The sequence below is a fragment of the Bacillus sp. FSL P4-0248 genome (genome assembly GCF_038593305.1).
Lineage (GTDB): Bacteria > Bacillota > Bacilli > Bacillales > Bacillaceae > Bacillus > Bacillus safensis.
Map to the genome: position 1 here is coordinate 713,159 of NZ_CP151983.1, position 14,027 is coordinate 727,185.

Sequence of the window (14,027 nt, forward strand, 5' to 3'; positions counted from 1 at the left end):
GTATATCATCGGAAATAAAACTCATATAAAGGTGGAATTATATGCCTAAAGTAGACAATTTGTTATCCATTTTATGGATGCTTCGTTCGGATAAAAAAATAACTGCAAAACAAATTTCAGAAAAGTTAGAGATGAATATAAGAACTGTGTATCGTTATATTGATACACTTTCAACGAGTGGTGTACCTATTATTTCAGAACCAGGACATAACGGTGGATATAGTTTATTGAACAATTTTATAGAGGCCCCTCTATTTTTTGATTTTGAGGAGATGACTTCACTATTTCACGCTGCTGTTTTTGCAGAAGAAGCCGGATATTATGGAGATGAAGCGCTAAAAAGGGCCATTTCAAAACTTAGTAAACACTCAAATCAAGAGCAAGAAACAAAGGTAAACCAACATTTAACTAGTCTTGAAGTAATAAGTCGAACCCCTTCAATCTCTTTGGAACCTTCTTTAAAGAAGTTGGAAAAGGCCATAGCAGACGCATACACGGTGAAAATTCTTTACAATAAAAGTGGAGAAAAGCAATTACATCATAGGTGTGTCGATCCATACAGAATAATCTATTGGAATAATAAGTGGTATGTGATTGGATTTTGTCATCTTAGGAATGATATGCGTAGTTTTAGAGTAGATCGAATTGAAAGTCTAATGCTGACAGTAAATCATTTTGACCAGAAAGAAAATTTTTCAGCACGTGACTTTTTTATAAACAGTCTCCTACCAACTTTAGAAGATAAGGAAGAGATTATTTCTTTGGTGATTCATGGGGATAAAAATGTATTGGCTGATATTTGCCAACATTGGTTTTTAGGACATTATTTACAAGAACGGACTTCAGATCAAGCAGTTTTTCTTCTTCCAAAAGATATGATACATACATATGTACCTTATTTACTTTTACCTTACAATAAATCTATTAAAGTTGTTGAGCCAATTAGTCTTAAGAAAAGAGTTATTGAAGTTTTGTCGGATTTAATAAAATTTTACCAAGTATGATAACTTCCCTGACGTTAACTGTCAGGGAAGTTATTTTATAATAGCTATATCAATTGTGAATGGAAGGTGATTGGATGCAAACAAAAAAAGTTTATCTATATGTATTTGATACGATGTCTGACTGGGAATATGGATATTTAATCGCTGAACTAAACTCAGGTAGATATTTCAAAAAAGATTTAGCACCTTTAAGAGTAATTACAGTAGGAGTTAATAAAGAAATAAAGACTACTATGGGAGGTTTGAGCATAAAACCAGATATTTCCCTTGAAGAATGTAATCTTGAGAGCAAAGATCTTTTGATTTTACCAGGAGGGACGACTTGGGGTGAAAAAATTCACCAACCTATCTTGGGAAGAATTGGTCAAGCTTTAGAGCTTGGCACAATTGTTGCTGCAATTTGTGGTGCAACTGACGGGCTCGCGAATATGGGATACTTAAATACTAGAAGGCATACAAGTAATAACTTAGAATATACTAAAATGGTTTGTCCTAACTATAAAGGAGAGAAGTTCTATGAGTTGGCACCTGCGGTATCTGATGCGAATTTAGTTACTGCATCAGGAATAGCTCCTTTAGAATTTGCAATGGAAGTGCTGAAAAAAATAGAAGTATTTGCACCAGATGCCTTACATTCTTGGTATAACCTGAATAAGACACATCAATCTGAATATTTCTTCCGATTGATGAATTCAATAAATAAATGAGGTAACGGAAAAAGCTCAATTTCACTACTTTGATTTGTAGAGAAGTGGAGCTTTTTATTTTGGACTTGTCTTATCGTTTGTGATACTGCCCCGATTGTACTAAAAAGCCGAGCACATTAAGAAGATGAAGGCTTTGATCGAATCGAGACAACCGGTGTTTTTGTTTCTTTTGGCTTCGGTGTTTGTGTTGATTTTTTGATGCATGTGTCCTTTGGCGTGTAATAGGTTGCCCCAATATTGAGCCTGCCTTGAAGCTGGTCAATAGAAAGCTCCCCAAATTCTAAATGGTAGTCAATTTTGTCCACGCGCAGGGATTCGATATGGATGTGTGTATCCTCTGAGACAGGAGCAGCTGGTGCAGACATTTTTTGCTCAAGAGCGGCGAGTCTTTTTTCTAGCTCAATGACAGATGGGGATGGATTGGATTCAATTTTTTTAAAGAGTGATTGAATGAAATGTTTCAAGTAGACCACAACCTTTTCTTCCGCCTTACTCTAGTCTATGGAAAAGCTGCCCCGTATATACTTATAGAGATGACAAGAAAGGGGAGAAGCATATGCTGCCTACTCAGATTCACATTGCCCATATGAAAACGAATTCGATTGGCACAGGATCATCTATGACGTTTGGCTCGACGTTTGTTCGCAATCATTGCAGTACGATCAAACGAAACAATGGCTTTGGGGAACAGAATGCTGATGGCGTGATCACGATCCTGCCAATTGAAACAATTGATGATCGTGATCAAATAGACGCAGTGAGTATCAATATTCGTCATCTATGATGATAGCCGTCGCTTTTCCTTCATCCTTTTGCAGGCGGATGTAAAGTACACCGTCTTTAAAGGCAGCATTCATTTGACCAAGAATCATTTCTGGAAGGCGGATTTTCTTTTCAAACGGACCATACTTCCCTTGCTTTTGGCGAAAGTCCTGTTCGTTAAAAAAGGAAAAACGCTGTCCTTTCACAACCAAATATTCACCATATGATAACACCTGAACATCTTCCTTTCGGTAGCCAGGCAAATAAATTAAATATTGAATTTCTGCATGGGTTTCCACCATGTCGATTGGAGGAAACGACGCATCTGAACCCCGCTGATCCTGCTGTGTGAATGTAAATGGAGATGGACCGTTTGCCATAAAGGGGGATCTTTGCTCATCATCGAAGATCATTTTCCAAAAATCATCTCCATGCATTTGCTGGGCAATATCCATCCACTGCTTCATTTTTTCGAAGTCCATGTGAAGACCTCCCGTTAACATACTTGATGGGTGCTTGCATATACCTATAAAAAGGAGGTTTATCTGTGGTTCAACCAACTCCGTATATCAATATTAATATTTTCATGTTAAAAATTAATTCCTTTGAAAATGCGTCGGCGGTGAATGTCGGACAAAATTTGTTAGCAGAGTGGCAAAACTCAGATAAAAAAAATCAGGGTTACGGACAGAATTTTGGAGATGCCAGCGGTTTTGTCGGTACAAAAAGCCATGTAGATGATCGAGATCAAGTGGACTCACCTGCCTCTTTTTCACCAGCAGCTAAACCCATTCAAAGGAAGTGACGTGTGATGTTATTCTCACCCTCAGTCGTCAATGTCGGTGCTTTTAAAATCAATGCAATGGATCGGGGTGCATCACTGACGCTAGGACCTTATCAGCAGATTGATTATTTTCTCTCAATGAAAATGAACCAAGGTTTTGGTGAGGACAATGGAGATTGTTCACCGCTTGTCATTCCGATTTCAAGCGTGCTAGATCCAGATATGGTGGACTCAAATTCAGTCAAAAACAGCGTGATTTAAGCAAAAAAAGAGACCGGGAATCCCCGTGTCTCTTTTCTAATGTGTTTCATTGAGATGGCTTTTTCGTCTTGCATAGGTGAAATAGACAACAACACCGATGGCGATCCAGATGAGGAAGGCTCTCCATGTGACCCAAGAAAGTGTTGTCGCAAGTGTGATACAAATGATCGCGCTGATAATTGGAAGCACAGGCACGAATGGCACTTTAAACGCTGCTTTAACATTCGGGTGTTTTTTTCGCAAAATGATGACCGCAATGGAAATCACCGTAAAGGCTGCAAGTGTACCGATACTGACTAAATTCGCAAGCGTCGATAAATTCACAAAACCTACGATACATGCTGCGACTGCCCCTGTCAGCCAAGTGTTGGCAACAGGTGTTTGAGATTTTGGATGAACCTTTGAGAAAACCTTTGGCATAAGTCCATCGCGGCTCATCGCAAAGGTTAAGCGAACCTGTGCATAGACCAAGGCAATGAGTACCGTTGTAATCCCAATAATGGCACCGGCTGATATGATACCCGCCACACTATTCAGACCGACCACTTGAAGAGCAAATGCAACAGGATCACTAACATTCAGCTTCGTATAGTGAACCATGCCTGTTAAGACAAAGGAAACCCCGATGTATAAAATGGTACAAACACCGAGCGCTCCCATAATCCCAATCGGCATTGCCTTTTGCGGATTTTTGACCTCTTCAGATGCATTGGCGATTGCATCAAATCCGAGGTAAGCAAAAAAGACTGTTGCTGCGCCTGCGATCACGCCCTCAAATCCCATTGGCATAAACGGTGTCCAGTTTTCAGGTTTGACGTAAGCAAAGCCTGAAATGATAAAGAGAAGGACGATGGCAATTTTGATCAGCACAATAATGTTATTCAGCTTTGTGCTTTCTTTGACGCCTCTTGAGACGATAAAGGTGATGAGCAAAATAATGAGTGCGCCTGGAAGGTTAAAGACGGCCCCGTCAGCGGCTCCAGGTGCAGCTGATAAAGCCTTCGGTATGTGCAGGCCAAATCCGCTGAGCAGTGATTGAAAATAGGACGACCATCCACTTGCTACAGCAGAGAGCGCAATGACATATTCAAGCATGAGATCCCAGCCCATTAAATAGGCGAGAAATTCTCCAAGTGTTGCGTAGGAATACGTATAAACGCTGCCTGACACAGGAATGGATGAGGAGAATTCAGCGTAGCAAAAAGCAGCAAGGGCGCATGCAATTGCAGCCAAAATAAAAGATATAATAATCGCAGGTCCCGCATCATTTGCCGCAGCAACCCCCGTAATGACAAAGATTCCAGTCCCGACCACACAGCCAATGCCAAGCAAGATTAAATCAAACGTATTTAACGAACGGCTGAGCCGCTTTGTTTGACTTTCAAGCATGAGCTGGTCGAGAGATTTTTTTCTAAATAAAGAACTCATGTTGACCTCCTAATGGATAAATCTTTTCGTAAGACGAATGTTAGTATATGCGCAAATGACAATTTAGTCAATTGGTTGAAAAACGCTTTAAATCACTAAAGTGTTAAACGTCACAACCGAATAAGTGTATAAAAAGAGACATCCGCCGTGAGATCGAAGGCGGATGTGGTGTCAGACGATCTATGTCTGATCAGCAAATATTTTTTCATTGTACAGCACACTCGGATGAGTCGGATGATGGGCGGAGGAGGCATGGTGATGTATTTTGGCTTGCTCCAGGTCACCGAGCTGATAATAACAGTAGCAAAGCTGAAGGTGAGGATACCACGTTTTATATTGTGTAAGTGTGAAGGCTGTTTCGTTTTCAGGAGCCTTCAGCGCCTGCTCATACCAAAAGATGGCTGCCTGATGTTTATTTTGTATTTTTAAATGATCCCCGATCCGGCAGCAAAATTCTGGCCGGGGCTGATCATATAAGAAGGAACGTAATAAGGAGGATAAGGCCGCTTCCTCAAAGCCTGCCGCATAATAGCAGTCCGCTAAATATTGGCATGTGCGAATTTCATCCTCAATCCAGCACTGTTTTGTGTTTAAAAATTCATGATAAAAACGAATCGCTCTGACATGCTGCCCATTGTCTCTTAATTCATTGGCAAAATAAAAGAGATCACGGGACGTCATGTCCTCTCCTTTTGCCAGCATGTCTTCATAAATTCGCAAGTTGCGCCCAGGCTCACCAAGAGTTGTTTTCTTGCGTTTTTGATGTGTGACGGCGATATCTGCTGGAAAGATGTTTCCATACACTTGAAGAAACTCATGAACGGCCCCGTACCACTGAAAGTTTAAGGAACGCTTCACAAGGCGATTTCTTCTATATTTGAAATTGACTTGACCGCTTTCATCGAAGCCCACATGATAAAACATCGAAACGGCATCCACTGAGGGATCAAGTGTCTGCTTGAGCTGAAGCAGTTTTTGGCGGTCTTCTTCAAGCAGAACATCGTCAGCATCGAGCCATAAAATATACTCTTTCGCTGCATGTGAGAAAGCAAAGTTACGTGCTTTTGCAAAATGCTGCACCCATTCAAAATCCAGCACCTTTGCTGAAAAGGAATGAGCGATCTCTTTTGTTTGATCTGTTGATCCCGTATCAACGATGATTATCTCATCGACAATGTCTTGAACAGAAGAAAGGCATTCCGCCAGCACTTCCTCTTCATTTTTCACAATCATACATAAGCTAATGGTTATCATCTTTAGATCACCTCTTCATAGTGTATCGAGCATCAAAAGGAAACATTCTTTTCAGCAGCGGGTTTTTTAAAACTAGTTTTCTGCTACTGGCTGATTTAAAATAAAGGAAGAATCTATGTAAGGGCTGATAAAATGAGTTTATTGAATGTTGAAGGATTATATAAAACCTATGGCGAGAAAACGCTGTTTGATCATATTTCGTTTCATATAGAACCGAAGGAACGCATCGGATTGATTGGACCAAATGGTACAGGGAAGTCAACACTTCTAAAGGTCATCGCGGGACTTGAATCGTTTGAGGAAGGTGACATCACGAAAGCAGGGACACTTGATATCGAATTTCTTGAGCAAGATCCTGAAATGACCGGAAATGAAACGATTCTTGACTACATTTTTTCTGGAACGGCACCAATGATTCAAACGATGAAGGCGTATGAACAGGCACTCGCCGATTTAGAGCATGACCCGCAAAATGAGGCAAAACAAGAGGCGCTGATGCGCATGCAAAATCGTATGGATCAGGAAGACGCTTGGGATGCGAACCTTTCAGCTAAAACGATTTTGACAAAACTTGGCGTGAAAGATGTGAGCCGCTCTGTACATGCATTATCTGGCGGACAGAAAAAACGTGTCGCCATTGCTAAAAATTTAATTCAGCCTGCAGGTTTGCTGATTTTAGATGAGCCAACCAACCACCTTGATAATGCCACCATTGAATGGCTTGAAGGATACTTAAGCCAATATAGCGGTGCTGTCATTCTCGTGACGCACGATCGTTATTTCTTAAACCGGGTGGTCAATCGGATTTATGAGTTAAATCAAGGGCAGCTTTATACGTATAAAGGAAATTATGAAGTCTTTTTAGAAAAAAGAGCGGAGCGGGAAGCAGAGGCTCAGGTGAAAGAAACGAAGCGTCAAAACTTGCTTAGACGAGAGCTTGCATGGCTGAGACGAGGAGCAAAAGCAAGAACGACAAAGCAGAAAGCACGTATCGGCAGAGTCGAAGAGCTGAAAGATCAAAAAGGACCTGATGCGAAGGGAGAGCTTGATTTTGCCATCGGCTCGCACCGCTTGGGGAAACAAGTGATAGAGGCAGAAGACTTATCAATTTCATTTGCTGGCCAGACCCTTGTGGAGCGGTTTACAGATTTAGTCGTGCCGGGTGATCGTATCGGATTCATCGGACCGAATGGAGTCGGCAAAACCACTCTGCTGAACTGTCTAGCGGGTAAGATTGAACCGACCTCAGGACAATTGACCATTGGACAAACCGCTCGTATTGGCTATTACACGCAGGATCACAAGGAAATGAATGATGAGCTGACCATCATTGAGTATATCAAGGAAACAGCTGAGATCGTCAAGACGTCTGATGGCGTTATTGTCACAGCAGAGCAGATGCTGGAGAGGTTCCTTTTTCCAAGATCGATGCAGCGGACGTATATTCGTAAGCTGTCAGGGGGAGAACGCCGCAGATTGTATTTATTGAAGGTCTTAATGGAAGAGCCGAATGTTCTCTTTTTAGATGAGCCGACGAACGACCTTGATACAGAGACCCTCAGTATTTTAGAGGATTATTTAGAGCAGTTCCCTGGCGTCGTCATCACCGTGTCCCATGATCGTTATTTCTTAGACCGAGTGGTTCACCGTCTGCTTGTCTTTGAAGGAAATGGGCGCATTTCACACTTCCAAGGTGCTTACAGCGATTATATGGAACAGGAAAAAGAGCAGAAGCGGACAGAGACAAAGCCTGCTGAGAAACAAGTAGAAGCCGCACCTAAAAAGAGAAAAAAACTTTCTTATAAAGATCAGCTTGAATGGGACGGGATTGAAGACCGGATACAGGCATTAGAGGAAAAACATCAGCAGCTCGAAACCAGCATTGTAGAAGCAGGAAGTGATTTTGGAAAAATTCAAGAGCTGATGGACGAACAAAAAGCCGTTGCGGAAGAACTAGAACAAGCAATGGACCGCTGGACAGAATTGTCGCTTATGATTGAGGAATTGAATGAATAAAGATGTGGAAATAAAAAACCTGTAGAATCGCTCTACAGGTTTTTTTGATAGGAGCATTTGGCATACGCATCATGCTGGTGGATGGATTCCTCATTACGGCACTCGATTTGAAAGCTTTTAATCCATGGCTGCTCATATAATTCGATGGCAATTAATCTTGTGATATCTTCTACAAAGCGCGGATTTTCATAAGCCTCTTCCGTCACTTTCTTTTCATCAGGTCTTTTGAGCACGGGATAAAGCGGTGCGCTCGCATTGGACTCGATGATATGTAAAAGAGCGGCCTTGATGTCGTCAGGATGCGATGCTTGTTCAAATAACCCTACTTGAATGGAAACAGATCCGCGCTGATTATGTGCACCATATTCACTGATTTCTTTGGAACAAGGACATAATGTCGTGACCTGTGCATCGCAGCCAACGTGACAGGTCCATCCGTCCTTTTCATGAAAATGGACGTCATATTGGACGGTCGCATGCATCAAGCCTGACTGACCGGTGACTGGGCTCTGTTTTTCCATGTACCATGGAAAGGCAACTTGAATGGAAGCAGAGGGCTGATCCATTTTCCGGGCGAGCGCTGCCGTCCATTCTTTTAGGGCATTCACATTAAGCGGCTTGCTGCTCTCATAAAACGAGTGCAGCTGTTCAGTGAGACGGCTCATATGAATGCCTTTTTGATGAGCTGGCAGGGATGTACTCAGTGTAAACTCAGCTGTAGTTGTCTGGCGTTGTGGTGCTGTTTTAGATACGATATGCACCGGATAGGACATGCGGCAGATCCCGACTTGTTCAAGATGAAAATAAAAGTTTTGCTCTGTTTTTTGAATGTCCGTCATGTCCTCTTTTTGCCAAGGCTTTGTGCCAAGACTTGGCGGTACAGATCCGAATAGCTGATGCCGTTCTTCTTTAGATGGAAATGAGCGCATATAGTACCTCCTTTAAATCGTAATTATTCCTATTTATTTTGCGATAAAACACGAAGGAAATCAAGGGTTAAAACTTTGACGTTTACGTTAAGGTTATAAAGGTGTATAATAAAACATGAATTGATGAGCAGGAGGCACTGGTGATGGAATGGATGAAAATTGATCAAGTGGCGAAAAGAAGCGGACTGACAAAACGGACGATTCGTTTCTATGAAGAGATTGGTTTATTATCAGCACCAAAGCGGACAGAGGGCGGAGTCAGACTTTACTCAGAGGACGACATGGAAGAGCTAGAGAAAGTGATGCAGGCAAAAGAGGTACTCGGCTTTTCTTTACAGGAGCTTCAATCGTTTATGGAAATCGGAAAGCAGCTAGAGCTGAATAAAGAAGGCTACTTGCTGTCGCTTGATCCGAAGGAACGATTAGAGAAGCTGTTAGATATTGAGGCGCAGCTGACTGTGCAGCATCAATTGATTTCAAAAAAGCTTGAAACCATTCAATCCTTTAAAAAGGATCTTGAAGCGATGAAAGAAAGAGCGGCTCATGCAATTGAGCAATTACAAAAATAAACACCTCTGCGTGTTTATTTTATTTTGTCAACATTTGAAGGAAAGGTTCTGATGGAATGAAGGAAGAAGAAGTGTTGAAACAGCGTACAAGTCTGCTTAGGCAGCCAAAAGCCGTTTGGGCTGTTGCCTTTGCATGTGTGATTTCGTTTATGGGAATAGGACTCGTTGACCCGATCCTGCCAGCCATTGCATCACAATTACATGCATCTCCAAGCCAGGTCTCTCTTTTATTTACTAGCTACTTACTTGTGACCGGCTTTGTGATGTTTTTTACCGGTTTTATTTCTAGCCGGATTGGTGCGAAATGGACGTTATTAGTAGGACTCATTTTTATTATTGTTTTTTCTGCTTTAGGAGGTACTTCTTCAACGATTAATGAGTTAATTGGCTTTAGAGGCGGATGGGGCATTGGGAATGCTTTATTTATTTCAACTGCACTCTCTGTCATTGTCGGTGTGTCTGTTGGGGGAAGTGCGAAGGCCATTATTTTATACGAGGCAGCACTAGGTCTTGGGATATCGGTTGGACCGCTGCTTGGCGGTGAGCTTGGAACAATTTCTTGGCGCGGGCCTTTCTTTGGCGTTGCCGTGTTAATGCTTATTGCTCTTTTAGCGATTACCTTTATGCTTCCACCTATACAAAAGCCTCAAAAAAAGGTGAAATTATTCGAAGCTGTCGGAGCATTAAAATATAAAGGACTTTTAACGATGGCATCTGCCGCTTTCTTATACAATTTTGGTTTCTTTGTGCTTTTAGCGTATTCTCCATTTGTGCTCCATCTTGATGAGCATGGACTTGGTTATGTCTTTTTTGGTTGGGGACTATTTTTGGCTGTGACCTCCGTCTTCTCCGCGCCGGTCATTCATCGCAAACTTGGGACATTGACCTCTCTTGTGGTTCTGTTTGCTTCGTTTGCTGTGATTTTATTCGGCATTGGAATATGGACGTCTCATGTTGTGGTCGTGATCTGCGGAATTGTCATTGCTGGGGGAATTCTCGGTATGATCAATACGGTGCTCACGACAGCTGTGATGGGGTCAGCACCGGTTGAACGTTCAATTGCTTCATCCTCTTACAGCGCTGTACGGTTTATTGGAGGCGCGATCGCTCCTTGGATTGCCGGAGTTCTCGCTGAATCCTATACAGCAAGTACACCTTACTATGTCGGGGCTGGTGTTGTTCTTCTAGGCATGATTATTCTGCTCCTTGGACGTAAGCATTTGGTGAATATCCAAGCAGGTCATTAATTAGAAAAAAGTTCAGCGTGTAGACAAACCCTCGCATTCGGTGTCAGTTCCTGTGCGCCGATGCTCACGAATGTCAAATTCGCTCCGCAAAGGTAGCCGTCCTTCCTAGACTGCAAAGGTTTTCTATCACGCTGAAAGAAGACAAAGGGCTAAAATAAAGATCATTTTAGCCCTTTGTCACAATCATCTAAGCCTTATATCTTTTGAAGATATAAGGCTTTTTTGTCGTTATAATACTTTTGTCGTCCAAGATTCGCAATTCCATGTTTCAGTTGCCACATCTTGATAAAATTCAGGCTCGTGAGAAATCAATAAGACGCTGCCTTTATATTCTTTTAAGGCGCGTTTTAGTTCTTCTTTTGCATCGACATCTAAATGGTTTGTCGGCTCATCGAGAACAAGTAAGTTGGTTTCTTCGTTGATCAGCTTACAAAGACGGACCTTTGCTTTTTCTCCTCCGCTTAATACAGACACACGGCTTTCAATATGTTTTGTCGTTAATCCGCATTTTGCAAGAGCGGCTCTGACTTCATATTGCGTGTAAGAAGGGAAGGTGCTCCATACTTCTTCAATACAAGTATTGCTGTTTTGCTCTTTTACTTCTTGCTCAAAGTAGCCAATATGCAAGAATTCTCCACGTTCCACCTCACCAGAAATAGGTGTGATTTCCCCAAGAAGACTTCGGAGCAGCGTCGTTTTTCCGATACCGTTAGCACCGTACAGCGCAATTTTTTGCCCGCGTTCCATTTTCAAATTCAATGGGCGGGAGAGCGGTTCATCATAACCAATGACCAAATCTTTCGTTTCAAAAATCAGTTTCCCAGACGTACGTGCCGGTTTAAAGTGGAATTCTGGTTTTGGCTTTTCTGCTGCCAGTTCAATCATATCCATCTTATCCAATTTCTTTTGACGGGACATCGCCATATTTCTTGTGCTGACACGTGCTTTGTTTCTTGCGACAAAATCCTTTAGTTCAGCCACTTCCTGCTGCTGTCTTTTATAGGCTGCTTCGAGCTGCTGCTTTTTGACTTCGTACACTTGTTTAAATTGGTCGTAATCACCAACATAGCGCGAGAGCTCTTGATTTTCAACATGATAAATCAAGTTAATAACACTGTTTAAAAACGGAATATCATGTGAAATGAGGATAAACGCATTTTCATATTCCTGTAAATAACGCTTCAGCCATTCAATATGCTGCTCATCCAAATAGTTGGTCGGCTCATCGAGAAGGAGAATTTCTGGCTTCTCTAACAGCAATTTTGCTAGCAGGACCTTCGTACGCTGACCGCCGCTGAGCTCCGTCACATCACGGTCCAGTCCAAGATCCGTTAACCCAAGACCTCTTGCAATCTCCTCGACCTTAGAATCAATGATATAGAAATCATTGTTTGTCAGTGCGTCCTGAATGACGCCAACTTCCTCTAACAGCTTTTCCAGCTCATCAGGATCGGCTTCACCCATTTTGCCATAAATGTCATTCATTGCGGCTTCCATGGAGAATAAATAATGGAATGCATCCTGAAGGACTTCACGGATCGTTCTGCCCTTTTCTAGCACGGTATGCTGATCAAGGTAGCCGACACGGACATTTTTCGCCCATTCGACTTTTCCTGCATCTGGCTCCAGCTTGCCAGTAATAATATTCATAAACGTTGACTTTCCTTCACCGTTGGCGCCGATTAAGCCGACATGCTCGCCTTTTAATAAACGGAAGGACACTTCGTGGAAAATGGCTCTGTCGCCAAAGCCATGACTTAAATCTTTAACAGATAATATCATTTTTTACACCTCAAATAGATTCAAAACGGCTAGTGCCTCTCATGATTATATCGAACTGTCCGGCTCGATAAAAGCATCAAAAGAAAAATTGCGTTTCAAAGCTGATTTTGAGATACTAAAGGATAGATTGAATGAGGATAAAGGAGATCGACATGACGGAAAATTGGGCATTTTTGAAAGAAGCAAAGCCATTTATTCAGGAAAATTTTCAAGCGGCTGGCTTCGAAAAACCAACAGCTATACAAGAAAAAACAGCAGAGTGGATTACGGAGAAGCGTGATGTGATCGCAGAATCGCCAACTGGGACGGGGAAGACACTTGCGTATGTACTGCCGCTTTTAAATAAAATTGATGTCAATATCAAGCATCCGCAAGTCTTAATCTTGGCACCTTCAAGAGAGCTTGTGATGCAAATCTTTGATGTCGTGCAAGAGTTCAAACAAGGATCAGACATCAAAGCGGTTTCCTTGATTGGTGGAGCGAACATCAAGAAGCAGCAAGAAAAACTAAAGAAACATCCGAACATCGTTGTGGCGACACCGGGCCGAGTACAAGAATTAATCAAAATCAAGAAACTGAAAATGCATGAAGTCAAAACGATTGTATTAGACGAAGCAGATCAGCTTCTTGTGCCAGAGCATATGAAAACGATCCAAGGGATCATTAAGTCCACATTAAAAGAAAGACAAATCCTTTGTTTTTCTGCAACGTTGAAAGAAGAAACCGTTCAGCTGATCAAAGAAATGACATCTGAACCAGAAGTATTGAAAATTGCTAGAAGCGAGGAAGAAGCGCAGAAAGTGGGTCACTATTATCTGTTATGTGATCAGCGTGACAAAGTGAAACTGCTGCAAAAGCTATCACGGCTTGAGGACATGCAGGCGCTCGTTTTTGTGCGTGACATTACGAACTTAAGCATTTATGCAGAGAAATTAGCGTACCATCATGTCGACCTTGGTGTCCTTCATAGTGAAGCAAAAAAAGCTGAACGTGCTGTGATCTTGAAATCATTTGAACAGCGTGAATTCCCGCTCCTCCTTGCAACAGATATTGCAGCAAGAGGAATCGATATTGATGATCTGCCATATGTGATTCATGCAGATATGCCAAATGAAGAGGGCTACATCCACCGTTCAGGCAGAACCGGACGAGCAGGAAAAGAAGGCGCAGTCATCAGCCTTGTCACACCTCAAGAGCAATCAATGCTGAAAAAAATGGCGAAAAAGCTGAATCTTTCGCTTGAAGAAATTGTGTATAAGCAAGGTAGAATTTTTTCTATATAAA

15 protein-coding genes are annotated in these 14,027 nt (G+C 41.9%); 9 read left to right on the forward strand and 6 right to left on the reverse strand.

Features of this window, described 5'->3' with window-relative positions:
* Window positions 1-41 precede the first annotated feature (41 nt).
* The gene (locus NST65_RS03535) at window positions 42-1,004 is read left to right on the forward strand and encodes a YafY family protein (protein WP_065215106.1); all 963 of its coding nucleotides are present in this window, start codon (window positions 42-44) and stop codon (window positions 1,002-1,004) included.
* A 74-nt stretch (window positions 1,005-1,078) separates the two neighbouring features.
* The gene (locus NST65_RS03540; protein ID WP_034282747.1) at window positions 1,079-1,711 is read left to right on the forward strand and encodes a type 1 glutamine amidotransferase family protein; all 633 of its coding nucleotides are present in this window, start codon (window positions 1,079-1,081) and stop codon (window positions 1,709-1,711) included.
* A 116-nt stretch (window positions 1,712-1,827) separates the two neighbouring features.
* Here the strand turns inward: NST65_RS03540 and NST65_RS03545 are convergent, their stop codons facing one another.
* Window positions 1,828-2,175, reverse strand: coding sequence for a hypothetical protein (locus NST65_RS03545; RefSeq protein WP_046314051.1), 348 nt, complete (start codon window positions 2,173-2,175; stop codon window positions 1,828-1,830).
* 92 nt (window positions 2,176-2,267) lie between these two features.
* Here NST65_RS03545 and NST65_RS03550 point away from each other — a divergent pair, with 92 nt between their 5' ends.
* On the forward strand, window positions 2,268-2,495 hold the full coding sequence (locus NST65_RS03550) for a hypothetical protein (protein WP_039177063.1): 228 nt from the start codon (window positions 2,268-2,270) through the stop codon (window positions 2,493-2,495).
* Here the strand turns inward: NST65_RS03550 and NST65_RS03555 are convergent.
* Entirely contained in the window at window positions 2,476-2,955 is a 480-nt protein-coding gene (locus tag NST65_RS03555) for an Hsp20/alpha crystallin family protein (RefSeq protein ID WP_024424582.1), read from the reverse strand. The two genes, NST65_RS03550 and NST65_RS03555, sit on opposite strands and share 20 nt — an antisense overlap.
* Window positions 2,956-3,020: 65 nt before the next feature.
* Here NST65_RS03555 and NST65_RS03560 point away from each other — a divergent pair, with 65 nt between their 5' ends.
* Complete coding sequence (locus NST65_RS03560; protein ID WP_003213975.1) at window positions 3,021-3,278, forward strand: hypothetical protein; 258 nt, start codon at window positions 3,021-3,023, stop codon at window positions 3,276-3,278.
* A 6-nt stretch (window positions 3,279-3,284) separates the two neighbouring features.
* Window positions 3,285-3,518, forward strand: coding sequence for a hypothetical protein (locus NST65_RS03565; RefSeq protein ID WP_034282744.1), 234 nt, complete (start codon window positions 3,285-3,287; stop codon window positions 3,516-3,518).
* A gap of 36 nt (window positions 3,519-3,554) precedes the next feature.
* Here NST65_RS03565 and NST65_RS03570 read toward each other — a convergent pair whose 3' ends face one another.
* Window positions 3,555-4,946 carry an amino acid permease gene (locus tag NST65_RS03570; protein WP_342489310.1) on the reverse strand — a complete coding sequence of 464 codons (1,392 nt, stop codon included), beginning with the start codon at window positions 4,944-4,946 and terminating at the stop codon, window positions 3,555-3,557.
* 180 nt (window positions 4,947-5,126) lie between these two features.
* The gene (locus NST65_RS03575; protein ID WP_111927651.1) at window positions 5,127-6,200 is read right to left on the reverse strand and encodes a glycosyltransferase family 2 protein; all 1,074 of its coding nucleotides are present in this window, start codon (window positions 6,198-6,200) and stop codon (window positions 5,127-5,129) included.
* A gap of 132 nt (window positions 6,201-6,332) precedes the next feature.
* Here NST65_RS03575 and NST65_RS03580 point away from each other — a divergent pair, with 132 nt between their 5' ends.
* Window positions 6,333-8,216 carry an ABC-F family ATP-binding cassette domain-containing protein gene (locus NST65_RS03580; protein WP_342489311.1) on the forward strand — a complete coding sequence of 628 codons (1,884 nt, stop codon included), beginning with the start codon at window positions 6,333-6,335 and terminating at the stop codon, window positions 8,214-8,216.
* A gap of 32 nt (window positions 8,217-8,248) precedes the next feature.
* Here NST65_RS03580 and folE2 read toward each other — a convergent pair whose 3' ends face one another.
* Window positions 8,249-9,145 (reverse strand): GTP cyclohydrolase FolE2, encoded by an 897-nt coding sequence (folE2, locus tag NST65_RS03585; RefSeq protein ID WP_041116146.1) that lies wholly within the window; start codon window positions 9,143-9,145, stop codon window positions 8,249-8,251.
* A gap of 143 nt (window positions 9,146-9,288) precedes the next feature.
* Here folE2 and NST65_RS03590 point away from each other — a divergent pair, with 143 nt between their 5' ends.
* Both NST65_RS03590 and NST65_RS03595 read left to right on the forward strand, forming a co-directional pair.
* Window positions 9,289-9,714: a MerR family transcriptional regulator gene (locus NST65_RS03590; RefSeq protein WP_024424586.1), complete on the forward strand. Its 426-nt coding sequence runs from the start codon at window positions 9,289-9,291 to the stop codon at window positions 9,712-9,714.
* Between the two features lie 56 nt (window positions 9,715-9,770).
* Window positions 9,771-10,961, forward strand: a complete 1,191-nt coding sequence (locus NST65_RS03595) for an MFS transporter (RefSeq protein ID WP_070326791.1) — start codon at window positions 9,771-9,773, stop codon at window positions 10,959-10,961.
* Window positions 10,962-11,189: 228 nt separating this feature from the next.
* On the opposite strand, the gene NST65_RS03600 is transcribed toward NST65_RS03595, so the two are convergent.
* Window positions 11,190-12,743 (reverse strand): ABC-F family ATP-binding cassette domain-containing protein, encoded by a 1,554-nt coding sequence (locus tag NST65_RS03600; protein ID WP_342489312.1) that lies wholly within the window; start codon window positions 12,741-12,743, stop codon window positions 11,190-11,192.
* A gap of 152 nt (window positions 12,744-12,895) precedes the next feature.
* Between NST65_RS03600 and NST65_RS03605 the strand changes: the two genes are divergently transcribed.
* Window positions 12,896-14,026 (forward strand): DEAD/DEAH box helicase, encoded by a 1,131-nt coding sequence (locus NST65_RS03605; RefSeq protein WP_044335035.1) that lies wholly within the window; start codon window positions 12,896-12,898, stop codon window positions 14,024-14,026.
* Window position 14,027 lies beyond the last annotated feature (1 nt).